Annotated in this window: 24 protein-coding genes and 1 tRNA gene; 14 read left to right on the top strand and 11 right to left on the bottom strand. The window is 46.5% G+C overall.

Translation table 11 applies throughout. The features are described 5' to 3' along the window. The 4 genes from J7K79_RS05690 to J7K79_RS05705 form a co-directional block, all read right to left on the bottom strand. Positions 1–448: tetratricopeptide repeat protein (locus tag J7K79_RS05690; protein WP_296906131.1), on the bottom strand; the 448-nt coding region annotated here is incomplete at its 3' end. Beyond that, positions 430–2,742, bottom strand: coding sequence for a hypothetical protein (locus tag J7K79_RS05695; protein WP_296906134.1), 2,313 nt, complete (start codon positions 2,740–2,742; stop codon positions 430–432). The genes J7K79_RS05690 and J7K79_RS05695, both read right to left, overlap by 19 nt. Beyond that, positions 2,739–3,557, bottom strand: a complete 819-nt coding sequence (locus J7K79_RS05700; RefSeq protein WP_296906137.1) for a polyprenyl synthetase family protein — start codon at positions 3,555–3,557, stop codon at positions 2,739–2,741. The genes J7K79_RS05695 and J7K79_RS05700 overlap by 4 nt, the downstream gene beginning before the upstream one ends. Next, positions 3,538–4,083, bottom strand: a complete 546-nt coding sequence (locus J7K79_RS05705; RefSeq protein ID WP_296906141.1) for a bifunctional nuclease family protein — start codon at positions 4,081–4,083, stop codon at positions 3,538–3,540. Before J7K79_RS05705 ends, J7K79_RS05700 begins: the two co-directional genes overlap by 20 nt. Positions 4,084–4,204: 121 nt before the next feature. Here J7K79_RS05705 and rdgB point away from each other — a divergent pair, with 121 nt between their 5' ends. Beyond that, positions 4,205–4,795 (top strand): RdgB/HAM1 family non-canonical purine NTP pyrophosphatase, encoded by a 591-nt coding sequence (rdgB, locus tag J7K79_RS05710; RefSeq protein WP_296906143.1) that lies wholly within the window; start codon positions 4,205–4,207, stop codon positions 4,793–4,795. Here the strand turns inward: rdgB and lgt are convergent. After that, entirely contained in the window at positions 4,743–5,612 is an 870-nt protein-coding gene (gene lgt, locus J7K79_RS05715) for a prolipoprotein diacylglyceryl transferase (RefSeq protein WP_296906146.1), read from the bottom strand. The genes rdgB and lgt overlap by 53 nt on opposite strands. Continuing rightward, positions 5,609–5,854: a DUF370 domain-containing protein gene (locus tag J7K79_RS05720; RefSeq protein ID WP_296906149.1), complete on the bottom strand. Its 246-nt coding sequence runs from the start codon at positions 5,852–5,854 to the stop codon at positions 5,609–5,611. The genes lgt and J7K79_RS05720 overlap by 4 nt, the downstream gene beginning before the upstream one ends. 51 nt (positions 5,855–5,905) lie before the next feature. Between J7K79_RS05720 and J7K79_RS05725 the strand changes: the two genes are divergently transcribed. Then, positions 5,906–6,355, top strand: coding sequence for a flavin reductase family protein (locus tag J7K79_RS05725; RefSeq protein WP_296906151.1), 450 nt, complete (start codon positions 5,906–5,908; stop codon positions 6,353–6,355). A 93-nt stretch (positions 6,356–6,448) separates the two neighbouring features. Then, positions 6,449–7,756, top strand: a complete 1,308-nt coding sequence (locus tag J7K79_RS05730) for an alkaline phosphatase (protein WP_296906154.1) — start codon at positions 6,449–6,451, stop codon at positions 7,754–7,756. A gap of 20 nt (positions 7,757–7,776) precedes the next feature. On the opposite strand, the gene pheA is transcribed toward J7K79_RS05730, so the two are convergent. Further along, the gene (gene pheA / locus J7K79_RS05735) at positions 7,777–9,429 is read right to left on the bottom strand and encodes a prephenate dehydratase (RefSeq protein WP_296906192.1); all 1,653 of its coding nucleotides are present in this window, start codon (positions 9,427–9,429) and stop codon (positions 7,777–7,779) included. Between the two features lie 184 nt (positions 9,430–9,613). Between pheA and J7K79_RS05740 the strand changes: the two genes are divergently transcribed. Further along, positions 9,614–11,485, top strand: a complete 1,872-nt coding sequence (locus tag J7K79_RS05740; protein ID WP_296906156.1) for a DUF4914 family protein — start codon at positions 9,614–9,616, stop codon at positions 11,483–11,485. A gap of 23 nt (positions 11,486–11,508) precedes the next feature. Here the strand turns inward: J7K79_RS05740 and J7K79_RS05745 are convergent, their stop codons facing one another. Further along, a complete protein-coding gene (locus J7K79_RS05745) occupies positions 11,509–12,156 on the bottom strand; it encodes a lactate utilization protein (protein WP_296906159.1) in 648 nt (215 codons plus the stop codon). 553 nt (positions 12,157–12,709) lie between these two features. Between J7K79_RS05745 and J7K79_RS05750 the strand changes: the two genes are divergently transcribed. From J7K79_RS05750 to tsaD, 7 genes are read left to right on the top strand one after another with little or no spacing between them, the layout of a single operon-like run. After that, entirely contained in the window at positions 12,710–13,258 is a 549-nt protein-coding gene (locus J7K79_RS05750) for a DUF177 domain-containing protein (RefSeq protein ID WP_296906161.1), read from the top strand. 4 nt (positions 13,259–13,262) lie between these two features. Next, positions 13,263–13,445 carry a 50S ribosomal protein L32 gene (gene rpmF / locus J7K79_RS05755; protein ID WP_296906164.1) on the top strand — a complete coding sequence of 61 codons (183 nt, stop codon included), beginning with the start codon at positions 13,263–13,265 and terminating at the stop codon, positions 13,443–13,445. Positions 13,446–13,449: 4 nt separating this feature from the next. Beyond that, complete coding sequence (gene plsX / locus J7K79_RS05760; RefSeq protein ID WP_296906167.1) at positions 13,450–14,433, top strand: phosphate acyltransferase PlsX; 984 nt, start codon at positions 13,450–13,452, stop codon at positions 14,431–14,433. Continuing rightward, positions 14,405–16,225, top strand: coding sequence for a glutamine--fructose-6-phosphate transaminase (isomerizing) (gene glmS / locus J7K79_RS05765; protein ID WP_296906170.1), 1,821 nt, complete (start codon positions 14,405–14,407; stop codon positions 16,223–16,225). The genes plsX and glmS overlap by 29 nt, the downstream gene beginning before the upstream one ends. Before the next feature lie 19 nt (positions 16,226–16,244). Beyond that, complete coding sequence (rsfS, locus tag J7K79_RS05770; protein WP_296906173.1) at positions 16,245–16,577, top strand: ribosome silencing factor; 333 nt, start codon at positions 16,245–16,247, stop codon at positions 16,575–16,577. Positions 16,578–16,590: 13 nt separating this feature from the next. Beyond that, positions 16,591–17,811: an ATP-dependent Clp protease ATP-binding subunit ClpX gene (gene clpX / locus J7K79_RS05775; RefSeq protein WP_296906176.1), complete on the top strand. Its 1,221-nt coding sequence runs from the start codon at positions 16,591–16,593 to the stop codon at positions 17,809–17,811. After that, positions 17,808–18,791: a tRNA (adenosine(37)-N6)-threonylcarbamoyltransferase complex transferase subunit TsaD gene (tsaD, locus tag J7K79_RS05780; RefSeq protein WP_296906179.1), complete on the top strand. Its 984-nt coding sequence runs from the start codon at positions 17,808–17,810 to the stop codon at positions 18,789–18,791. The genes clpX and tsaD overlap by 4 nt, the downstream gene beginning before the upstream one ends. On the opposite strand, the gene J7K79_RS05785 is transcribed toward tsaD, so the two are convergent. The 3 genes from J7K79_RS05785 to J7K79_RS05795 form a co-directional block, all read right to left on the bottom strand. Next, entirely contained in the window at positions 18,788–19,006 is a 219-nt protein-coding gene (locus J7K79_RS05785) for an FmdB family zinc ribbon protein (RefSeq protein ID WP_296906195.1), read from the bottom strand. The two genes, tsaD and J7K79_RS05785, sit on opposite strands and share 4 nt — an antisense overlap. A 52-nt stretch (positions 19,007–19,058) precedes the next feature. Beyond that, positions 19,059–19,135 (bottom strand) — tRNA-Pro (locus J7K79_RS05790). A 45-nt stretch (positions 19,136–19,180) separates the two neighbouring features. Next, the gene (locus tag J7K79_RS05795) at positions 19,181–19,501 is read right to left on the bottom strand and encodes an SPW repeat protein (RefSeq protein ID WP_296906182.1); all 321 of its coding nucleotides are present in this window, start codon (positions 19,499–19,501) and stop codon (positions 19,181–19,183) included. Positions 19,502–19,644: 143 nt separating this feature from the next. Here J7K79_RS05795 and J7K79_RS05800 point away from each other — a divergent pair, with 143 nt between their 5' ends. The 3 genes from J7K79_RS05800 to J7K79_RS05810 all read left to right on the top strand — a co-directional run. Next, positions 19,645–21,000, top strand: a complete 1,356-nt coding sequence (locus J7K79_RS05800; protein ID WP_296906186.1) for a diguanylate cyclase — start codon at positions 19,645–19,647, stop codon at positions 20,998–21,000. 28 nt (positions 21,001–21,028) lie between these two features. After that, on the top strand, positions 21,029–22,402 hold the full coding sequence (locus J7K79_RS05805; protein ID WP_296906190.1) for an anthranilate synthase component I family protein: 1,374 nt from the start codon (positions 21,029–21,031) through the stop codon (positions 22,400–22,402). Positions 22,403–22,407: 5 nt separating this feature from the next. Next, positions 22,408–23,977, top strand: a 1,570-nt coding sequence (locus tag J7K79_RS05810; RefSeq protein ID WP_296906198.1) for a bifunctional anthranilate synthase component II/anthranilate phosphoribosyltransferase, incomplete at its 3' end; no start/stop codon positions are given.

The following is a 23,977-nucleotide window of genomic DNA, read 5'->3' on the forward strand; positions in this document are numbered from 1 at the left end:
CCAATAATCTTTGCAGGAGAAAAACAGCCAAAAACGTTCCTCCCGAAATCGTTATCGAAAGCCAGGTGGGAAAACCCTTTGGAGTTTCAGTGGTCTTTGCTTTTTCAGATGGAGCTCTTGACCTCACGTACTTTTCCCACTCTTTCTCTGGAACGCTAAGTTTGCTCAAGATTTCTTTGGCTATCACGTTATCCGGAAAGTTTGATAGATACGCCCTTGCTTTGTTGTAATCGCCTATCGCGTAGGCACATATGCCCATCTTCAATTTCACGAACGGATCTCTCTCCTCAATCATCGGATCTTTCTGGAGAGATTCTTCGAACAATCTCAGTGCCCTCCTGTAGTCTCCTTCAAGGTATGCGTTCAGGGCATTCGTATAAAGATCGTTCGAGATGGTCGTCAGGGAAATCAACAAAAAGAAAAGGAAGATCAGCTTTCCATTTGCCATTCTTCCAGCGATACTCCCACCTTCTCCTCAAACACGATGAAAATTCCTTCTACACCTGCGAACGCGTCGACGATCCCTCTTCTGAAACTCTGCTTGATTCCCGCCGTTACGTCCATCACATCGTTCTCACCGACGATGAGAATCTTTCCCCGAAAGTGCAGAATTTTCCTTGGAGCAAAGAGATTAAAGTGCTTGATTTCCAGGTTCTCACCAGAGACGTAAACAACGGAACCATTACTCAGAAGGATGTAAAGAGCGTCGTTCACAAGGGTTCCATCAACTATGTCCACATCATTTCCAAACAGAGAGCTCAACACTCTCCCCTTTTCGGTGAAATCTTCATTGAGGACGATGATCTCTTTGCTACTCACAAGCAGGTACTTTCCACCCTCCTCTTCTATGGACACCTCGACACCGGGAGAGGTGGCAAGAAGCTTTTCCTTTCCATTTTTGAAAAGGTAATACCTCACCCCACTGGGAACCAGCTGTGCGTAGAGAACTGCATCCTTGGTCATCAAAGCATCTTCCACATCATCGTTCACCGGAAAGGGAGCGTACCTACTTATTCCTATGCTGTCTACCAAATATATATCGCCTCCACTCAAGAAAGAGATGTAGTCACCTACCTTTTTGAAGAACTTCACACTTCCTTTGAACATCTCTCTGTCCCACATCAGAATGCCCGAACCGGTGACAACATACACATCTTTTCCCAAGGATGATCCCGCTGTGTAAGAGGTTAATGTCAACGAGCGAATCCGTTTCAAAAAGTTCTTCGAGTGGAACTCCCGAGGAAACACCTTCTCTTCGACCGTTGTTTTTTTCTCCTTTTGCGGAGCAGTTTTCATTTTCTCCGAGGAAAGCTCCGGATTTCGCGTTGGTAAATACTCCCTGTAACTGTCGTCTTTGAACCCGGGGAAAACTGGCGTTTCGTAGCTGAGAAGTTCTTCCACCTGGGACAGGTTTTCCCTTCGCGAGTAAAGATCATAAAAGCCTCCTTTCAACTGTAAGGTTTTACCTATCCTACACGATTGGAAAGAGACAAATCCGTCTCCTCTTCCTCTCACGAACTCCGGGTAAAATTTCTCCAACTTGGTTCCCGAGACATCAACCTCGTAGGGAGGAGTGTCTCCACAGATGGAAAATATCTCCACATCTTTCCTGCTGAAGTTTTTCAACTGACTTATCAGGAAAGAATCGGGCAAGATTTCCAGTGCCACCTCTCCAAGGGTATCTATGAGGTTTTTGATGTGAAGTGCCATCATCTTCAACTTCGTCCACTCCATTCCGAAGATTCCACTGAGCACCTCCGGATCCTTCTCGAAAAACATCGAGGAAAAGTAAAGCGGGTTGACTACGTTAGTTCCATGGACGGGTGTAGAAAAAAGGATGACTCTCCTGACGTTCTTCAACTCGGGATGGCGCTGGAGCATCCTCAGAACTATCAGCCCACCCGTCCCATGGGCGAGGATGTCGAAGCTGTATCTCGAGTACTCGAGTAGTTCTTTCGAAAGAAAGTCTGCTTCGAAGTCGATGAAACTTCTTCTCCCTTCTTTTCTCACGAATTCCCTGTATGCCTCACTGTAAGAAAGTGACCTTGAATCGTACAGGGCGTACTCGTAGATCATCAACGTTCGGTCGGGGAACACAGCCTCCCATATGTTACTGTCACCGACGGTGCCTTTGAAGGTGGGATCTTCCCCCGGTATTATGAGGAGGGCTGGAGCGGCACTGGTTACTACTTCCCGCAGAAGAGTTACACCGTGCTTCTGGAAGCTCGATGTCTTCATCACCAAACCGAAAACAGAAAGATGGTACGTAAACGCCTCAACAAAATATCCTCTCTCGTCCTTTCCTATCATTGAACCCGGAATGATCCGATATCCTCCGTCATCCGTTGCATACGCGAGTGCGAGGTTGTTGTAGTTCTCACCTCTGAAGTATTTGGGATCGAAGTAGTATTTGAGGTGAATAGGCTTCAGAGCAAATTCGCTTACCCCATCGGCGAACTCCACCCTGTAGAGATCCCCCATGAATGCATCGGAGTATTTCTTTCTTTCATCACCAGATATCCTGGTTATTTTCAGTACCTTTTGCTTTCCAAAAGCTCCACTTGGTATTTCTACCCTGAGGTTAATGAAACCCGACTCCGCACCCTCCTTTCCAACTCTGAGGGAGCTCTCTTCCTGCAGAAGAAAGTACAGTATCAAAACCAACCCCAGAACGACGAGAAGTGATATGAGAACGATCTTCCTTTTCAGCAGGATTTCCAAGATTTCTTTCAACAGACTCATTTTTCCTCCACCATTTTTTTTAGACTCTTCAGAAAATCGAAGGTCTTGCGAAGGCCTTCTGACTCCAGGACTTCTAAGACCCCTTCGTAATATTTATCGGCAAGTTGCTTTGCCTTCTGAACTCCCAGTTTTTTGACCAGTGTGACTTTCTTCACATCCTTTCCCACATCCTTTCCTACCTTTTCAAACGACCCGAGCACATCTTTCAGATCGTCGTATATCTGGAAAGCCACCCCAAACCTTTCACCCAATTTCTTCACATAGGTGTGATCGAGACCTTTCAAGAGGAAAGGTGCGGAAAAACAGAAAGCGAACAGGGCACCCGTTTTAAGAGAGTACATCTTCTCTATCATCTCCGACGAAACTTCCTCTTCCCGGCCCTCGAACTCAACGTCCATGGCCTCACCCAGAAGAAGTTTGTACGCGGTTTCCGAAAATTCTTCAAGAAGTTTCGGCTCCTTGACCTTTGCTATCTGGGAGAAGGCCAGAAAAAACAGGCCGTCACCCGCGAGGAGAGCTATCCCTTCACCGTAAACTCTGTGACAAGAAGGTTTTCCCCGGCGAAAATCCGCATCATCTATGGGAGGAAGATCGTCGTGAATGAGAGAGGCTGTATGGAAGAGTTCAACGGCGATTGCAACATCGATAAGATGTTCTTCTTCCACCCCGATATCCTCACCCACAGTGAGTACGAGGAGAGGTCGAATCCTCTTGCCTCCGGCCGTGGCTGAGTACACCATTGCATCCTCGGTGAGAAGGCCGAGGTGCGGCTTCAGCAACTCCTTCATCTTTTTTTCAATCGTCGCCCTCTTCATCTTCTTCCCTCTTTTTCTCTATCATCTGCTTGAACACGTCTATGTTGAGATTCTCAACGAACTTTTTGAACTCTTCTTCTTCGTTCCTGTCTTCTCCTATTTCTAGCTCGATTGCGTGCTTCTCGACGAGGTTTTCAGACACGAAAATGGTGGCACCGGTTTTGACGGCCAGTATTATCGCATCGGAGGGCCGGGAGTCGATTTCTATGAGGGCAGCTTCCTCATCCTCTTCATCGGTATAGGTGAGGTCCCTCAGTATCAGAGAAGCGTAGAACGTGTTGTCCTTCAAAGAGTGTATTATGACTCTCTCCAAACGAGCCTCAAGCGATTCCAGTACGTTCAGAAGTAAATCGTGCGTCAGAGGGCGGGGAAAATCCATCTTCTCCAGAGCCAGTGCGAGGGCATGGCCTTCACACGCCCCTATCCAGATGGGAAGTACTTTGCTGGTACCTTCTATTCCGAGTATGACAACTGGCGTATTGCTCACCCTGTCCAAAACGAGCGCTTTCACCCAGGCTTTTTTCAAAACGTTTCCCTCCTTCCAAGTTTTTTCCCGTTCTAGACATATTCTACAACCAAATTTTAGATGGTGGCAAAATTTTCGAAGTAGAATAGATATGATCATACTCGAACAAGGAGGAGTTACAGTGAACGTTCTCAGGATCTACATCGCCACTACGAATTCACACAAAGTTGAAGAAATCAGGGAGATCGCACCGGAGTGGACAGAGATCTTGCCCTCACCGGAGAAAATCGAGGTGATCGAAGACGGAGAAACTTTCCTGGAAAACTCCGTGAAGAAGGCTATCGCTTATGGGAAGAAACTCAAACTACCTGTGATAGCCGATGACTCCGGCCTTGTTATCTATTCACTTGGGGGTTTTCCGGGGGTCACGTCCGCCCGTTTCATGGAAGAACATCCTTACGAGGAGAAGATGAAAATCATCCTGAGAATGCTGGAAGGAAAAGATAGAAGAGCTGCTTTTGTGTGTAGTGCTACCTTTTTCGATCCTCAGAAAAATCTTCTCGTTTCCGTAGAGGACAGGATAGAAGGCCACATCGCCGAGGAAATAAAGGGAACTGGTGGTTTTGGATACGACCCTTTCTTCATACCAGAAGGGTACGATAAAACCTTTGGTGAGATGCCTAAACTCAAGAAAAAACTCAGCCACAGATCGAAAGCGTTCAAAAAGCTGTTTTCGATCCTCCCAAGGATTTCAGGATCAGAAAACCTGTAAAACCAAGGAGGATCAGAATAGCACTCAAGAGCTGGGCGGCCCTTATGTTACCCACCATCAGACTGTCAACCCTGAGCCTTTCTATCATGATCCTTACAAGAGAGTAAAAAACAAAATAGAGGCAGGTGATCTCCCCTGGCCTCTCACGATACTTCTTGTAATACACACTCAACACAAGAAACACCAGAAAATCCCAAACAGATTCGTACAGGAAGGTCGGATGAAAGAAAGAATAATCCTTGTACATAACAGGTCTGTAGGGTTCGGGTACAAACATCTTCCAGGGAAGATTCGTTGGCACACCGAACGCCTCGTAGTTGAAGAAATTTCCCCATCTACCTATCGCCTGTCCCAAAGGGAGAACAGAAGTGAAAAGATCGGTTGCCTGAAGAAAGGAAAAAGAAGGCTTTTTGAAGGTGATGTACAGGAAACCCGTGAGTAGAGCACCGATTATGGCTCCGTGTATGGCGAGACCTCCCTCCCAGACCTTCAGGACGTCCCAGAAACTCCTGTAGTATTTCAGGTTGAAGAGAACGTAATAGAGTCGCGCACCCACGATTCCAAAAATTGCCCCGTAGAAGACCAGCTCGTCGAATTCCTCCACATCGATACCTTCTCTTTCTGCTCTTTTTCTGGCTATAAAATAGCTGAGGAGAAATCCTATCAGTATGAGGATTGAATACCATCGAAGCTCGAAACCACCGATCCTGAATATGTACCTTCTCACCAGGAGCTCTCCACTGAACACCTTCGCAAGAAAGATTGAAAGAAGAAAAACACTGAGAACGACCAGAAACAACGTCAGTAACCTTTTCATTTTTTCCTCCTTCCCCATATAACACGAACAGCTATCTTGTACCTCGTGGGAATAAGTACCACATGACCACTGTCCATCACAACCGCCGTTCTTGCTTGTCTACCAAAAGTGGCGTTTATTATTTTGTTGTTGTAGAAATCCACGTCTTTCAGTTTCTTTGCCATCGTCGTACTCACGGGCATCACCGCCATAATTCGCTCTCGGGGAAGAAAGACCTTCCTTCCAAAGGAGACAAAGCTCACTTTTTCACCTCCGCCATGGTGTATGATACCATCTTTTAGGGGGGTGGAAAGATGGACGCGCTGGGAAAGCTCTATACCTCCACCACCATAGTGACGGTGAACCTCGACGGTAAACTGAACGGAATCACCGTAGCGTGGGTAACGCGGGTATCCTGGCAGCCTCCCATGGTGGCAGTCTCCATAGGAAAGACAAGGTACTCGAGAGAACTTCTTGACAAAGCAGACTCTTTTGCCGTCTGCATACTCGGAAAAGGCGCAAGAGAGATCGCAGAATACTTTGGAACTGTCTCTGGACGAACCACCGACAAGTTCAAAAAGTACCCTTACATGATGAGTGAAGGAAATCTTCCCGTTCCAGAAGGAACTATAGCCTACTTAGAATGTGAAAAGACAGGCTCTTTCGAAGCAGGTGATCACAGAGTGTACGTTGGTACCATCAGAAGACAAAAGGTGTTGAAGGATGAAGAACCTCTCATCTTCGGTGAACATAAGCTGAAATGATGGGGAGGGAAAACCCTCCCTTAAATTTTTTTTATGCTGCTGAGAATTTCCTAAACAAATCTGTGTTTACTCTAGAACGAGGAGGTGATTGGGATGAGAAAATTTTTTACACTCTTTGTCGTTTTGATAATACTTGTCTCCTTATTTTCTCAGGTTAGAAACATAATTTATTTCATTGGAGACGGTATGGGGCTCTCCCAAGCCTACGCTGTATCCATGATTGAAGGAAGACCGCTCTCTTTCATGAAAACCCCCCATGGTGGATTCGTAAAGACTCACTCTGCAAATAGCTGGATAACAGACTCGGCAGCGGCGGGAACTGCTCTAGCCTCTGGTTTTAAAACAAACAACGGAATGATCAACATTCTACCGGACGGTACAGTTGTACCCACAATTTTTGAGATAGCAAAGGCTTACGGTGTCAAGACAGGAATAATCGTCACCTGTAGAGTAACACACGCTACACCTGCTGCCTTCTACGCTCACGTGAAGAGTAGAAATGAAGAAAATGAAATTGCAAGACAGCTCGTTGAAAGTGAAACGGTGGATTTAATCATGGGTGGAGGATGGGCAAATTTTCTTCCAAAAAATCTGGGCGGAAAAAGGAACGATGGGCTCAATCTAATTGAAATGGCAAAAGAAAAAGGTTACACTTACATAACCACGAAAGAAGAGTTGATGAACCTTCCAGGTGGAACGAATAAACTCCTCGCCCTGTTTGCTCCGAGTCATCTTGATCCCGCAAGTGAAAGGAAAGAAGAACAACCCATGTTGTACGAGATGGTTAAGAAAGCAATTGAAATACTTTCAAACTTCGATGAACCTTTCATTCTTATGGTAGAAGGTTCTCAAATCGATTGGGAGGCACATGATAACGACATCTATGGCGTGTGGAAGGAAGTCCTAGAGTTTGAAAAAGCCGTTCAAGTAGCCCTAGATTTTGCACTCCAGAGAAATGATACTCTGGTCATTGTTACAGCAGATCATGAAACAGGAGGACTCGGTCTTTCCTCAGGAGACTACAAGATCGACGTGGACAAGATCAGAAAGTTCACAGAGACCATCGACTGGATCATGGAGAACTATTCCCCAAAAAATCGAGAGAGCTTCAAAGAGGCCATCGAAAAGTATTTCGGACTCACACTCTCCGATACTGACATCGATAGAATCGCCTCCGCCGAAAACTCGAAGGTAGAATTTGGGAGAGTGATGGGCGAGAAGGTGAACATCGGATGGACTACCACCTCGCACTCTGGGATACCAGTTCCCGTCTATGCTTTCGGACCTGGTGCTGAGAACTTCACAGGATTTCTAGATAACACAGATATCCCGAGGATCATCATGAGGCTTGTTGGTTATTCTCTTCAGTATCCACTCGTGAAGGAACCCGTTATGAAGTGAAACGAGGGGCACCGCGCCCCTCATTCAAACACATTCAGTTCTTCAGTCTCGTCAAACACACCTATGATCTTATAGAAAGTAGTCACCCTTTCAAGATCCTTTAAGTCTTCTTTATTCAATGGTGCTTCCACTTCCACAAAAAACACATAATCTCCTAGGAACGTCCTGGCGGGTCTCGATTCCAGTTTTCTCAAATTCATTCCCCTGCTCGCAAAGACATCCAAAACGGATTTCAAAGACCCAGGTCTGTCCTGAACGCCGAAGAACAGAGAAGTGTACTTTCCCTCCATCTTTCCTGTCTTTCGCCTTATTACATAAAACCTTGTTATGTTCTTCTCCCTCAGATCCTGTATGCTTTTTCTCAAAATGAAAAGTCCGTACATTTTCGCTGCATTCTCCGACATGATGGCAGCAGATTCATCGTCGAGCAGATTCACCGCGTCGCTCGTTGAGGAGGTGTATCGGATCTCAGCGTGCGACAGATAGGTGTTGAGAAATTCGAGGGATTGGGAAATGGCTTGTGGATGAGAGTAAATCTTCTTTATTTCTTTCAAATCCAGCTTCTTTTTCGCAACGAGACAGTGATGGACCTCTAGTTTTGCCTCTCCAAACACCTCTACCTCGTGGCTCAATAGGGCATCCAGCACAGAGATCACCGTTCCGTGAGTGGAGTTCTCTATGGGGACGATTCCGTAATCTGCCTCACCTTTCTCAACCATCTCTATGATCTCGTCCGTAGAGGCACAGTACTTTATCGGTATTCTCGAACCGATCAGTTTTAAAGCCATTTCATCGCTGAAACTCCCCATGGGACCCAGGACCGCCACGGTTTTGGAAATACCAAGCAGCCTGTACTCTTCCTCTTTTGCGAGCTTCATAATCTCTTCGAACACGCGCCTCACTCGTACAGGGTTCAAACTTGTCCTGTCCAGAAGTTCTTTCACTTTCTGTTCCTCAACGTCCCTGAGGTCTATAGGAGAATCCGTTTTCTTCTTCTCTTCGGCGATCTTTCGCGCGATTTCCATCCTCTCCTCGATCAGGTTCAGTGTCACAAGGTCTATCAACCTGATCTTGTGTCTCATCTCGTTCAAGCCAGAAGGAGATCTTTGAAGCTTAGAAAACTCCCCTGTCGAACTACTGTATTCGATCGATGAACCGCTGTCTTTCAAGCGGGAAATGCTCTTTTTTGCTAGATCCACGAAATCCTCAACCTCTTCTCTCCAGTTCAGAAGGTGAGAGGCATATCCCATGAGAAAGGAATCGTTCAGCGCACGAGCAAGAAAAAGGATCACGGAGTACTTTTCCAGTATTTTTTTGTATTCACTCCAGGAGACGCTCTTCAAGGTAACTCCAAGATCTCTCAAAAAATCGAGGAACTCTGTGATACGCTCGTCCTCGCTTTTCTCGAGAACATAAAACTCAGAGAATGCAAACTCCCTGTAGAAAACGGGAAAGACACTGACAAAAGGAACAGATTTTTCCTTGTAAAACGGCACGGATTTATCCTTGAATGGGTACAGGTCCACAACAGCTTTCTCAGAGAGATCTGCCTCTAAAAGCTTCTCGGATACCACCAAGCAAGCTTCGAACATCGAATCGGTGAGTTCCCATCCCGCGTTTATTATCTCTCTTCTCACGGCATCCGCGAGGGGCCCTTTCCCATAGATGTACACTCTCAAAACTCTCAACCTCCGTTAAAAATTCTATTTTTCAGAATCTTTAATCATTACTCTATTTCACAGTCTTCCCATATAAATATTAAACCTTGCGAGAAAAAGCATTAACACACCGCATAAAGTTGCAATGAGTAGCGTGGTATAATTTGGCTTGAGAATCACATTGCAGAGGGGTGATAACGTGAAAACAGCTGTTCTAGGCAGATTTGCATTTTCTGACGAAGTGAGGAATATCATAGAAAGTGCTCCAGAGATAATAATACCAGAAAGCAGGAAAGAAATTCTCGATCTTGCAACGGGTGGTAAAGACGTCTTTGAAGTGGGATACGACGTTCCGGGAAAGGGATTTGTAGTGGAAGCAACCGTCACGCGCTGTAAAAATGGACTGGTGGTGAATTATCCCGAGCCGTACATGAGGAGGAGAGACCCAGACGCCCTCGTGGTGGGTGATGACAAAGAAACGGACAAACCCAGGTTCAGAGAGCGATTCGGGAAAGACTTCGAGCCCGTTCGCCAAGAGACTTTCGATTGGTTGAAAAAGCAAGAATTGATCCTGATGGCCTTCATGGCAGGAGGGTACGATTACGGCTATCCAGCTTTGCTGATCGCCCCGAAGAATGCAGGTTTCTTTGTGGGAGGACTGGCAGACCTTCAGTTCTTCGTCCCAGCAAGTGAAATCCCAGAGAACTTCAAACCAAGACTTTACATGTTCGTAGCACCACCTTTCAGACACACCTACTTCGACGGAAAACAGGTGGTGGTTCACTATAGACACAACTCCCACTATGAGATTTTCTCTTACAATCTCTATCCTGGACCCAGTGCAAAAAAAGGAGTCTACGGATTTTTACTTTACATAGGTGAAAAAGAAAAATGGGTCACCGCGCATGCCTCCGCCGTGAAGGTGATCACTCCGTATGAAAACGAGCTTGTCATCATGCACGAGGGAGCAAGTGGTGGAGGAAAAAGCGAGATACTCGAGGAAATACACAGAGAACCGGATGGTAGGATAAAACTTGCGGAAAATTTGATAACGAGAGAAAAATTCTACATAGAACTCAAGGAAACCTGTGAGCTGCAACCAGTGGCCGATGACATGTTCATGTGTCATCCGAAACTTCAAACGGGAAGAAAACTTGTTGCCAAGGATGCTGAAGCTGGATGGTTCATCAGAGTAGACCACATAACGGAATACGGAAGCGCTCCGGATCTGGAAAGGTTGACAATTCATCCTCCAGAGCCCCTCATATTTCTTAACATCCACGGTGTTCCAAATTCAACCGCTCTGATCTGGGAACACATAGAAGACGAACCCGGAAAACCCTGTCCGAACCCACGTGTCATCATACCAAAACAGTTCATGAAAAACGCCATCTCCAATCCAGTGGAGGTGGATGTAAGGAGCTTCGGGGTGAGAACGCCACCGTGTACAAAAGAGAAACCGACCTACGGAATCATCGGTCTCATGCAGGTGTTACCTCCTGCTATAGCGTGGCTTTGGAGATTGGCGGCACCAAGAGGATTTGCAAATCCGAGTATAGTAGGTACCAAAGGAATGACGAGTGAAGGTGTGGGATCTTTCTGGCCATTTTCCTCGGGCAAGATGGTAAGGCTCGCCAACATCCTTCTCGAACAGATCATAGACACGCCGGGGACCAGATACATCCTCGTTCCAAACCAACACATAGGTGTCTATAAAGTAGGATTCATGCCGGAGTGGATCGCAAGAGAGTATCTCTCGAGAAGGGGAGGCGTGAGATTCAAACCGAACCAACTCGTGCCATCAAAATGTGCCCTACTTGGATTTTCCCTCAAAGAAATGAAGATCGAAGGAATAACAATTCCTAAAGAGCTTCTGCAACCCCATCTGCAACCAGAACTGGGAGAAGAGGCATATGAAAAAGGAGCTCAAGAGCTCAAAGATTTCTTCAAGAGAGAACTCAAAAAATTTCTCACAGAAGACTTGAACCCGGTTGGAAGGGAGATAATCCAATGCTGCCTCGACGACGGCTCTCTCGAAGACTATCTGAAGATAATACCCATGAACTTCTAAAGCGGGGAAGCTCCCCGCTTCTTTTAAAGTCCGAAGTCTTCAAGCGTTAGGATCACTTTGAACCTACCAGGTTGTCTCACACCAGATTCCACCACCAGAAAGTAATCGCAGATCCTCTGAGGGGAGGAGCAATCAGCACAAAAGCCGGTCTTTGCACAGGGAGTTTCAAGGTTCAACCTTCTCGAGTTCATAGGTGAAATGAACCTCAATCTTTCTCTGGCTTCTTCGACGTCTCTCACCACTTTGTTCACGCTTGCCACCACAATCACGTTTTTGGGACCGTAAACAACGGCTGCCACTCTGTTTCCGTTCCCATCGAGAAACACGAGCTTTCCGTCCTCCGTTAGAGCATTCACACTGGTCAGATAATAATCAGCCCAGAAACTCTTTCTGTATATCTCCTCCACTTCTTCTCTGGTTTTAGCGGAGTATCTGTCGAGGAAGTTGTACTTTCCACTGCGCAGAAGATCAAGAACACCCGTATCCGCTAGTGTAAGGGAACCACCCACCGCTACCGTTGAACCCTCTGGCACGATCTCTTTCACCTTCTCTATGACTTCTTCCTTGCCTCTCACCACCCAGGCTTCATGTCTTTTCTTCATTAAATTGTTAGCCAAAATCTCTGCCACTTTCTCTTTCTTCCACAGCCACAATTCTTCTCTTAGGCTCAAGAGGAAGCACCCCCTTTTGTCAAAAATGTGTAATTTATTCGAGGAATATCTCTTCTAGGAAACAAAGTGGTAGGTTTTGTGGTAAGTTATGGGTACAACCTGTAGTATTCTTCTTTGTTCGAAACACAATATGGTGTAGGATATTCTCAAATGAATGTCTCCTGGTGATATTTATCACAAAGAACCTACCACTATTTTCTGAAACGCCTTTGCAAAGCCAGATCAACGGTGGTAGGTTTTTGAAATAAGCATATGATGAGTGTTTTAACCTACACAAACAATTTTACCTCAAAATCCTCATTCCTCAAAACTCTCTCTAGAACAAGACTTCAGAAAACCTACCATCTACAGTCCTTTCTAGAAACGAACTACAGAATAACTTACCACTAACCTACCACCAACTTACCACCTGGGTGGTAAGTTGCAGATCCGATTCTTTCTCGCATCAGAAGAAGAATAGAAATTTTCACCTACCAGAACCTACCACTTTTGGTTTGCTATATAATTACTACTACTACTAAGGGTATAATAGTCATGAAAAGAGGTGAGGAAAATGGACTGGAAAGTATCGCTTTCGAAGATCGAAAGAAAGAAACGGTTCTTTCTGGAAGGGAAGCTGAAACAAAACGGCATAGAACTCGATATTGGTTTTTGCAGATTCCTGGAACCTGTTCAAGTGAGAATGGTCGTTGCAAAAACAAAAGAGGGCTTTACAGTTGGAGGTTACGTTCTGACGGCGATTGAACATCCATGCGCAAGGTGTCTGGAACCAACTCGAGTGGAAATAAAGGGTGTGATAGAGGCACTCTATTTGCCAGAAAGCATGCGGAGAAATGTAAAGGAGGAGAAACTTGAATCTTTGAAGAATATCATATATTATCATGAGACGGAATTTGATCTCACTGAAAGGATCATCGAAGCGATAGTAGTGAGTGTGCCAGAAAAGGTTCTGTGTAAGCCCGATTGCAGAGGACTGTGCCCGTATTGTGGAGTCAACTTAAACGAGGAACCCGATCACAAATGTGATAAAATTCCTGTGGTCGACAGTCGATTCGAGATCCTTGCTAAATTGAAGAACAACCTTGAGAACAAGGAGGTATAGAAATATGGCGGTTCCGAAACAGAAGAGATCCAGATCGAGAACACATCACAAGAGAGCGAAGATTTACAGGGCCATCAGTGTTCCTTTGGAAAAATGTCCGAACTGTGGAGAATACAAGGTGCCCCACAGAGTATGTCTACACTGCGGTTACTACAAAGGAAAGCAGGTTCTAGAGATAGCGGAGTGATGCGGTGAGGATAGCAATCGATGTAATGGGTGGTGACAGAGCGCCCGATGAAATCTTAAAGGGCGCTCTTTTGGCTTCAAAAGAAATAGAGGGTGAAATTATCCTTGTCGGACCCAGGGAAATAGTTGAAAAAACGGGGCTTCCATTCGTTGCAGCAGCGGAGATTGTGAAGATGGACGATTCACCGCTTGAAGTCCTGAGGAAGAAGGACTCTTCCATGTACGTTGGTTTGAAGATGGTTTCGGAGGGAAAAGTGGATGCCTTCGTAAGTGCTGGGGCGACGGGGCCTCTTTTTCTCGGTGCCACCTCCATTGTAGGAAAGATAGAAGGGGTGGAAAGGCCTGCCCTCGGAGTAGCGGTTCCTTCTCTCAAGGGTTTTACAGTTTTGATCGATGCGGGAGCAAGCGCCAAAGTTCGGCCAGAACATCTTCTCGATTTTTCGCTCATGGGAATCGCCTACGCGAAAGTTTTGGGGGTGAAATCACCCAGAGTGGGTCTTCTAAACATCGGTGCGGAAGAAACCAAAGGACACGAAGGCCTCAGGAAGGCTTTCAGCCTTCTGAAAGAACACCTTGGAGAGACCTTTTACGGGAACGTAGAGGGACACGACATAAACTTGGGTACAGTGAACGTGGTGGTAACAGATGGATTCTCTGGAAACGTTGCGTTGAAGACTATGGAAGGAACAGCAAGGTTGATCACAACGGTGATGAAAGAGGCCATAAAAGAAGGTGGAATTTTTTCTCTGATTGGAGCATTTCTCATGAAAAGAAGCTTTGACAGGATGAAAGAAAGACTCGATCCAAGATCTTACGGGGGCACTTTCATACTGGGCATAAAGGGTATCGTCGTGAAAGCCCATGGTTCCTCGGATGCGAAGGCCATGAAGCATGCCATCAAGGTGGCCGAAAGAGGGATCAGGATGAACATCGTTCGAGAGATTGAGAGGGGGATTCCCCATGTGCGGAATAGTGGGAATGGTCGGTGAGAATCTGAAACTCGAGGATCTTGTTTCTTCTCTTCAGAAACTCGAATACAGGGGATACGATTCTGCAGGGATTGCTTACTTGGGAGACCGTTTCGATGTGTACAAGAGAAAAGGGAAAATAGATGTTTTGAGGAACGGTCTCAGGCAGAGGTTGAACGAAAGCTTTCTGGTCGGGATTGCCCATACCAGGTGGGCAACGCATGGAGAACCGAACGATGTGAACGCCCATCCTCACATGGACTGCAAGAAAGAGATCGCCGTTGTTCACAACGGAATAATTGAAAATTACAGGGAAATAAAAGAATTTCTGGAAGAGAAAGGTCACACTTTTTCCTCCGAGACCGATACGGAGGTGATTGCTCATCTTGTGGAAGAAGAGTTCGAAGGAGATCTACTGGATGCCATTTTGAAGTCTGTCAGAAAATTGAAAGGAGCTTACGCCATAGCAGTTGTTCACAGGAATATTCCGGATGCAATCGTTGCCGCGCGAAAAGGCAGCCCCCTCGTTGTTGGAACGGGCAGGGGAGTTGGTATTCTCGCTTCGGATGTGACGCCCCTTTTGAGATTTACGAAGGATGTGGTCTTTCTGGAAGATGGCGATGTGATGATCTTGAGGAAAGATGGTTTTGAGATCTACAACATGGATGGAGTAAAACAGAACAGGCGAGTCTACCATGTTGATTGGGATGAAAAATCTGCAGAAAAGGGTGGTTACAAGCACTTCATGTACAAAGAGATCATGGAAGATCCACAAGCTCTCGTGAACGCCCTCGTCGGAAGGGTGAAAAACGGTCGCCCCTTCTTCGAAGAACTCGAACACTATGAGGAACTCTTTAAAGGTATAGATAGAATTCGGGTTGTATCGTGTGGAACCAGTTATTACGCTGGATTGGTTTTCAAATACTTTGTAGAGAATAACACCGATATAGACGTCGATGTGGAGGTTTCCTCTGAGTTCAGGTACAAAAGGCTTCATGTAAAAGAAGGGGACGTTTTGTTGGCGATCTCTCAGTCCGGTGAAACAGCAGACACCCTTGAATCTGTCCGCCTTGCAAAGAAACATGGAGCAAGGATCGTTTCAGTCGTAAACGTGGTGGGTTCAACTCTTGACAGAGAGTCCGACGTGACACTCTTCATGAATGCAGGACCGGAGATCGGTGTTGCTGCCACAAAGACCTACGTGGCTGAACTCGCGGTGCTGTACCTTCTTGGGTTGAAAATAATGGAGATTAACGGATACTGGAATAGGGAAGCAAAGGAGATTTTGGACAGGCTTGTTCGAATGCCGGAACTCCTCGAGAACGTCCTTAGGAAAGATCCACAGATAAGAGAGCTTTCCGAGAGATACAAGGATTTCAAGCATTTCATGTACATCGGAAGGGGCTACAGTTATCCAACGGCACTGGAGGGAGCGCTGAAACTTAAAGAGATCACGTACATTCACGCCACTGCTTACCAGGCTGGCGAGCTTAAGCATGGTCCCATAGCGCTTCTTGATCCAGATTTTCCCGTTTTTGCTGTGATGCCAGATGACTCTCTGTTCTTCAAAACCAAGAGCAATGTTATAGAATCAAAATCGAGGAACGCAAAAGTGATAGTGCTGGGAACAGAAGGGAACAGGAGTCTTGAAGAGATCACGGGTGATATTGTATACGTTCCTCCGACACACGAGAGCCTCTATCCGCTGATGATGGCGCCTGTGATCCAGCTGTTCGCCTACCATATAGCCGATATGAAAGGACTCGATCCGGATAAACCAAGGAACCTGGCGAAGAGTGTGACGGTCGAGTGATTTCTGGAGGTGAGAATCGGTGATTGAGATCCTGAGGAGACTCCTTGAAAAGATCTCCGAGAAGGGCGGGGAAGATCCTGTGGTTCTCGACATGAGGAAAACTCCTATTCCAACGGAGTACTTCGTGATAGTCACTGCAAGTTCTTACACGCATATGAAAGCTCTGAGGGATGAACTGGTCGATCTAATAAAGGAGATGTCTCTTCCTCTGATCTACTACGACAGGGGCGAGCAATACGAGTGGTTGATCATAGATGCCGGAAGCGTGGTTATACACATATTTACCGAGAAGGGAAGGGATTTCTATGACTTGGAGGGTCTGTGGATAGACGCGGACAGGATAAACATCTAAGGAGGATGAGAGAATGCAGGGTAAATTCTGCAGTTTCTGTGGGCGTGATATGAATCAGGTGGAAAGGCTAATCGCCGGTCCGAACAACGTGTACATCTGTAACGAGTGTGTTGATCTGTTCCACGATCTTTTGAAAAACGACAAGAAAGTCAGGATCAAAGACGAGATAAAGGAGGTACCAACACCCGCCGAGATAAAGGCAGAACTCGACAGATACATAATAGGTCAAGAGAGGGCAAAAAGGATCCTCTCTGTAGCGGTTTACAACCACTACAAGCGAGTCTTTTCCAATCTCAGTTCGAATGATGTGGAGATAGAAAAATCAAATGTTCTGCTCATAGGTCCTACTGGGACGGGTAAAACTTATCTTGCAAGAATACTTGCAAAGATACTGAACGTTCCGTTCGCAATAGCCGATGCCACGCCGCTGACGGAAGCAGGTTACGTGGGTGAAGACGTGGAGAACGTTGTTCTGAGATTGCTTGAGGCGGCAAACTTCGATGTAGAAAGAGCCCAGTATGGAATAATCTATATAGACGAGATCGACAAGATAGCGAAGAAATCACCCAACCCATCCATAACGAGAGATGTTTCCGGTGAGGGTGTTCAGCAGGCCCTCCTCAAGATACTCGAAGGAACGATCGCCAACGTCCCACCCCAGGGTGGAAGAAAGCATCCGTACCAGGAGTTCATAAAGGTAGACACAAGAAACATCCTCTTCATAGTTGGAGGAGCCTTCGACGGTCTTGAGGAGATCATCAGAAGGCGTCTTCAGAGTACTACCATGGGGTTTGGCGTGGAGATAAAGAGTAAGAGGGATATGAGACTCGGTGAGATCCTGAGACACGTCATACCGGATGATCTGGTGGAGTACGGCCTCATTCCTGAGTTCGTTGGAAGGTTGCCTGTGATCGCCACCCTCGACGATTTAACGGAAGAAGATCTTATCAGAATATTGAAAGAACCAAAGAACGCTGTTGTGAAGCAGTATCAGAAATTGTTCGAGATAGACGGAGTGAAACTGGAAGTGACCGATGGAGCTCTTCGAGTCATCGCCAGAGAGGCCCTGAAGAGAGGAACTGGAGCACGGGCCCTGAGAAACGTCTTCGAGGAACTGATGATAGACATGATGTTCGAGCTTCCAAGTTTAAAGAACGTGGAAAAAGTGGTTGTCACCGAAGAGGTTGCACTCGGTAAGGAAAAACCTATCGTTGTCATGAGGGAGTCGGCATGAGGGTTTTGGGAATAGAGACCTCTTGTGACGAGACAGCGGTAGCCGTTCTCGACGATGGAAAGGATGTGGTTGTGAACTTCACAATTTCGCAGGTGGACGTTCATCGGAAGTTCGGCGGGGTGGTGCCTGAGGTGGCTGCTCGGCACCACCTCAAAAATTTGCCATTTCTCCTGAAGGAAACGTTCGAAAGGGTTGATCCACAGACCATAGATGTTGTGGCGGCTACCTACGGGCCTGGGCTCGTAGGAGCTCTTCTCGTGGGGCTTTCTGCGGCGAAGGGACTTTCCATCTCTTTGAAAAAGCCTTTTGTCGGAGTGAATCACATCGAAGCCCATATCCACGCCGTGTTTTTGGCGAATCCCGATCTGACTCCTCCTTTCATAGTCCTCATGGTCTCCGGTGGTCACACCCAGTTGATGAGGGTGAACGAGGATTACAGTATGGAAATTCTGGGGGAAACCCTCGATGATTCAGCGGGGGAAGCCTTCGACAAGGTGTCCAGGCTCCTTGGTTTGGGTTATCCCGGTGGGCCCGTCATCGACGAAGTTGCAAAGAAAGGTGATCCGAAAAAGTACAACTTTCCACGTCCCATGCTGGATGAACCGAATTACGATTTCAGCTTTGCGGGGTTGAAAACTGCCGTTCTTTATTTTCTAAGAAGGGAAAAGGATTACAGAATAGAGGACGTGGCGGCTTCCTTTCAGGAAGCGGTCATTGATATCTTGGTTGAAAAAACGTTCAGATTTGCGAGAAACCTCGGAATAAGGAAGATCGCTTTCGTGGGAGGAGTGGCCGCAAATTCCAGGTTGAGAGAAAAGGTACACGAGAGAGCGGGTAAGTGGCGTTATGAGGTGTTCTTTCCTCCTCTTTCACTCTGCACGGACAACGCCCTGATGGTGGCCAGGGCGGGTTATGAAAAAGCTAAAAGGGGGATCTTCTCCCCCTTGGATTTGAACGCGGATCCGAACCTGAACGTTTAATCTTTCTTTTCGGAGGAAGTGGCCGTTTCTTTTTTCCTTTCACTTTTCCTTGAGTCCGTGGTGTAGAAGCCACTTCCTTTGAATATAATGCCTACTCTTCCTATCGTCCTCTTCATTCTGGCACCACACTCCTCACAGATGACCTTAGGCGATTCGTTTATTCCATGAATGATCGTTGTTTCGTATCCACACTCCTCACACACGTACCTGTACATTGGCACGTTTTTCACCTCCTCTGGATATGTTTTTTCTGTCCCGATAAAAAAATGGTCGGGGCGACTGGACTTGAACCAGCGACCTCCTGCTCCCAAGGCAGGCGCGCTAGCCACCTGCGCTACGCCCCGAACCAATTTAAATGATACCATCGAGTTGTTTCTGATTCAACTGGTTTACTCCTTTTTCTTCTTGAGGTAGAACGAGAAAATCAGGTTCAGGATTCCAAAAATGATGCCGTTCGTGATGGCAGCACCCTTCGAGCCTGTTATTCCGGGTATGAACGCGGAAATGATGAGCCAGATCCCTGAGAGCAAAACGATCCACGCTGCAATTTTGACGTCTTTCAGACTCACTGCCCCCGTGATCAAGAAGATAATACCCACTATCAGGAAATTTGCCAGATTTGCTCCCTTGGATCCCGAAATACCCGGAATCAGGACAGAAACGATCAACCAGATGGCCAGGATAAGGATAATCCATCCCTTTGCGCTCATGGAGCATCACCTCCTCAAATTAATATTCTAACACCATCAGTTTGCTTCATTGATTAAAGTTTTGTAAAGAAGGCGAGAAAGGTCGGCAAGGGAAAGATGATATAAATAAATATAAGTTAAGTGCTTTCAGCGGAGGGGATTCTATGAAAAGGGTCCTAATAGTCGATGACAGCAAGTTCTGGAGACTGGTGGTATCTGATATTGTGAGAAAGATCGAAAAAGATGTGGAGACCATCCTCGCGGAGAATGGAATGGAAGGTCTTCAGAAGGCATTGAAGCAGAGGCCGGATTACTTCATCATCGATTACAACATGCCTGATTTTTCCGGAATCTATCTTTCCGTTGTCTTGAGAGAATGCGAGATGTTCAGAAACTCTGGAATAGCGATTCTGACGGGATCTTCTGATACGGTGAACCAGTTCTGGGCAGAAAGAAGCGGGGCTAACGTCTTCATCGATAAGGGGAAAAAGGAGGAAATCGAAAGTAGCCTGAAGGCTTTCCTGAAGCAGCCTTACAGATCGGACAAAGGTTGTGAGTTGGAAGAAATCGGAAACGTTTTTCAAATAGTTGAGAACAGACTGAAGAGAGAGATGTTGGAAAAAGAGATCCTATCGTACCTGAGGTTCACCAGGGATGAAAGATACGTTGTCTCGTTGCTGGGGATCCTTTTCAGATACTTTTCCGGGTTCAGTGCGTTCAGGGTGCTTCTTCTCTCAACAAGCGAAGGAAGAGTTTATTCTCTTGGAAAACCTGCGAAAAAAGAACTTTTGAGGGGTTATCTTCTTTCTAAGATGGAAAGGCCAATCTCTCCCTCCTTCTGGTCGTTTCATGGGGTGTTCAGTGAAGAAGGAGTTCCTTCTGAGAACAGCTATCATTTTGTTGTGAAAGATGGGAATTCAGAGCTCGGTGTGATTCTCTTTGAAGATGTGGAAAATCAGTATCTCTTGAATCTTGCTTTGAGAAATTCAACTTCCAGCTTAAGCGTCTTATTTCGGAACCTAAATGACTTTCGGGACTACATGGTCGCCTCGGAGACGGATTCTCTTACCCAGCTGTTGAACAAAAGAGTCATCATGAAGTTCCTCGAGGAGTCTCTCAGAAACAAAAGGAAGATAGCCGTTGCGATGCTGGACATCGATGATTTCAAGAGGATAAACGATACGTTTGGACATCCCACTGGTGATGAGGTATTGAGGGTGATTGGTGGGATGATGAGGGAAATTGTTTCGGCTGGCAAGGTTGGAAGGTACGGTGGAGAAGAGTTTATGATAGTGTTTGAAACTGACGATCACGATCTGGTTGAAAACACTATGAACAGAATTATGAAAGAGGTTCGAAACTTCGACTGGAAAAAGATTTTCAGCGTGGAAAAGAGAGTTACACTGAGCGGTGGAGTGGCTTTTTCTAGAGAGAATTCGTCTCCCGCCGAGTTGGTAGAAGAGGCCGATAGAAAGCTCTACGAAGCCAAGCGTTCTGGAAAGGATCGCTTTGTGATATAATAACTGAAAAACACAGAGGGTGGGTAACATGCACGTGCTCAAGTTGGTGTCAGATCTCGAGACTCCTGTCTCAACTTTCATGAAAGTGTCCAAAAACGAGGATTTTGCGTTCCTTCTGGAAAGTGTGGAGCTTGGTTCTGCCTTCGGGAGACACTCTTTCATAGGCATTGGGAAAAGAGACGAGCTCGTGTTTGAAAAAGGGATTTTGAGATCTTCAAATCAGCATTTTGACCACACTTCTTCCCCTCTCAAATCAATCAAAGACTGGCTCGAAATCTACAGATACGAGATCAAGCACGAAGAGCTTCCTTCCTTTAAAGGAGGGGCGGTTGGATTCGTTAGCTACGATTACATATCCTACATAGAGAAGATAAAGGTCAAAGAGTCGATCTTTCCCACTTTCTACTTTGTAATACCTGAACATCTCATAATCTTCGATCACTTGAAAAACAACGTTTTCATAGTCAGCGAAAATCCAGAGGATCTCGCGGCAAAAATACTGAATCCCCTCGAGGATCATCCGGAGAAAAACACTTTCGTGACGGAGCCGGAGTCGAATTTCAAACGTGAGCAATTCTACAGGGCGGTTGAGAAGGCCAAGAAGTACATCGTGGAGGGTGATATATTCCAGGTGGTCCTTTCTCAGTGTTTCACTTTCAAGACGACTCTGGATCCGTTCTACATATACAGGGCCTTGAGGATGATAAATCCCTCTCCTTACATGTTTTATCTGAAATTTGGAGATATCGTTGTTCTGGGATCATCCCCTGAAACGATGGCAAAGGTCGAGGAAAACAAGGCCACCGTGAAACCGATTGCCGGTACCAGGCCGCGTGGTAGAACTGTTGAAGAAGATTTGAAGCTGGAAAAAGATTTGCTCAGCGACGAGAAGGAGATCGCTGAACACGTCATGCTCGTCGATCTTGGAAGAAACGATCTTGGAAGGGTCTGCAAGGAAGGAAGCGTTCGAGTAGAAAAGAAGATGATTATAGAGAGGTACTCCCACGTCATGCACATAGTCTCACAGGTGAGCGGTGAGGTGAAGGAAGACAAGGATGCTGTGGACGTCTTCGAGGCCACCTTCCCCGCAGGTACCGTCTCCGGTGCCCCAAAAGTACGAGCCATGGAGATCATCGAGGAGCTGGAACCGACTCCAAGAGGACCGTACGCGGGGGCAGTTGGGTACTTTTCTTTTCCGGACGGGAACGGGAAGATGAATATGGATTCTGCTATCACAATAAGATCGTTCTTCTTCAAAGGAAAACAGGGATGGCTTCAGGCGGGTGCGGGAATCGTTTACGATTCCGTCCCCGAGCGTGAGTATCAGGAAACCCTGAACAAACTGAGGGCACTCTTCAGAAGTCTGGAGATCGCCCAGAGGATCCAGGGGGGATTGCTTTGAAGAGAGTGATCGTTATAGATAACTACGACTCTTTCGTCTACAACATAGTGCAGTACATTGGAGAGATGGAACCAGGCTGTGAAATAGAGGTGTTCAGAAACGACGAGACAACGATCGAAGAAATAGAGAAAAAGAATCCGAGCCATATCGTCATCTCCCCTGGCCCTGGAAGACCGGAGGACGCAGGAATTTCTATTGAAGTTGTGAAACACTTCAGTGGTAAAGTTCCTATACTTGGTGTGTGTCTTGGTCATCAGGTGATAGGGTACGCTTTCGGTGGAAAGATTATCCATGCTAAAAGGATACTTCACGGAAAGACGTCGAAAATTCTGCACAACGGCAAGGATATCTTTCGCGGCCTCAAAAATCCTATAGTTGCCACACGGTACCATTCGCTCGTTGTCGAGGGGGAATCTCTTCCCGAGGCTCTGGAAATCACAGCCAGAAGTGATGACGGGGAGATCATGGGACTGAGGCACAGAGAACATCCAACATTTGGAGTTCAGTTTCACCCAGAATCTGTTTTGACAGAAGAGGGAAAGAAGATCATAAAGAACTTTTTGAATCTGGGTGAGAAAGAAGAGCACACGGAAGTGGACGAACTAGACATCGTTTCCGCGATTAAGAAGCTTGTGGAGTTGCAGGATCTTTCTTTCGAAGAGAGTCGCTTGGTGATGGAACACATCATGGCGGGGAAAGCCACAGATGCCCAGATAGCCGGTTTCCTTGTGGCCCTCGGGATGAAAGGAGAAACTGGGGACGAGATCGGTGGTATGGCAATAGTCATGCAAGAGAGAGCAATTCATGTAAAGGCACCTTCTCCTCTCACTGTTGATACCTGTGGAACGGGAGGAGACGGCTTTGGAACCTTCAACATATCTACCACAACTGCGTTCGTGGTAGCTTCTGCCGATATCCCCGTTGCAAAGCACGGTAACAGATCTGTTTCGAGCAAGGTGGGAAGCGCCGATGCTCTGGAGGCAGGCGGATACAGACTGGAAAAATCTCCTGAAGAAATGGAAAAGGAACTTAAGGAAGTGGGATTTTCCCTCCTTTTCGCGCCACTTCTTCATCCGGCCATGAAACACGTAATGCCAGCAAGAAAGCAGCTCAAAATCAAAACTGCTTTCAATCTCCTTGGTCCCATCACAAATCCCGCTCGTGTGAAACACCAGATCGTTGGAGTTTTCGATTTTTCCTTCGCTCACAAGTTAGCGCAGGGTCTTCAGAGACTCGGTACAAAGCGTTCTGCGGTTGTCTCCGGGGGGTTCACCGATGAGCTCACAACATGCGGTGAAAACGAAGCCCTCCTAGTTACCCAAGAAGAGATCACTCCGCTGGTCATCGACCCAGAAAAACTGGGTTTGAAACGCGGAGATCCCGATGAGTTGAGAGGACCTTCCGATCCAAAAGAGGCCTATCGCTTGATGGAAAGCGTTTTGAAGGGAGAGGCCAGTAGAACGCAGGTGGAGACGGTTGCACTGAACGCAGGCGTGCTGTTCTGGCTGGTTGGAAAGAGTGATACAATCAGGGATGGAGTGGAGAAGGCGCTGGATCTGATCTTCGCGGGTCAGG

This window comes from Thermotoga sp. (genome assembly GCF_021162145.1).
GTDB lineage: Bacteria > Thermotogota > Thermotogae > Thermotogales > Thermotogaceae > Thermotoga.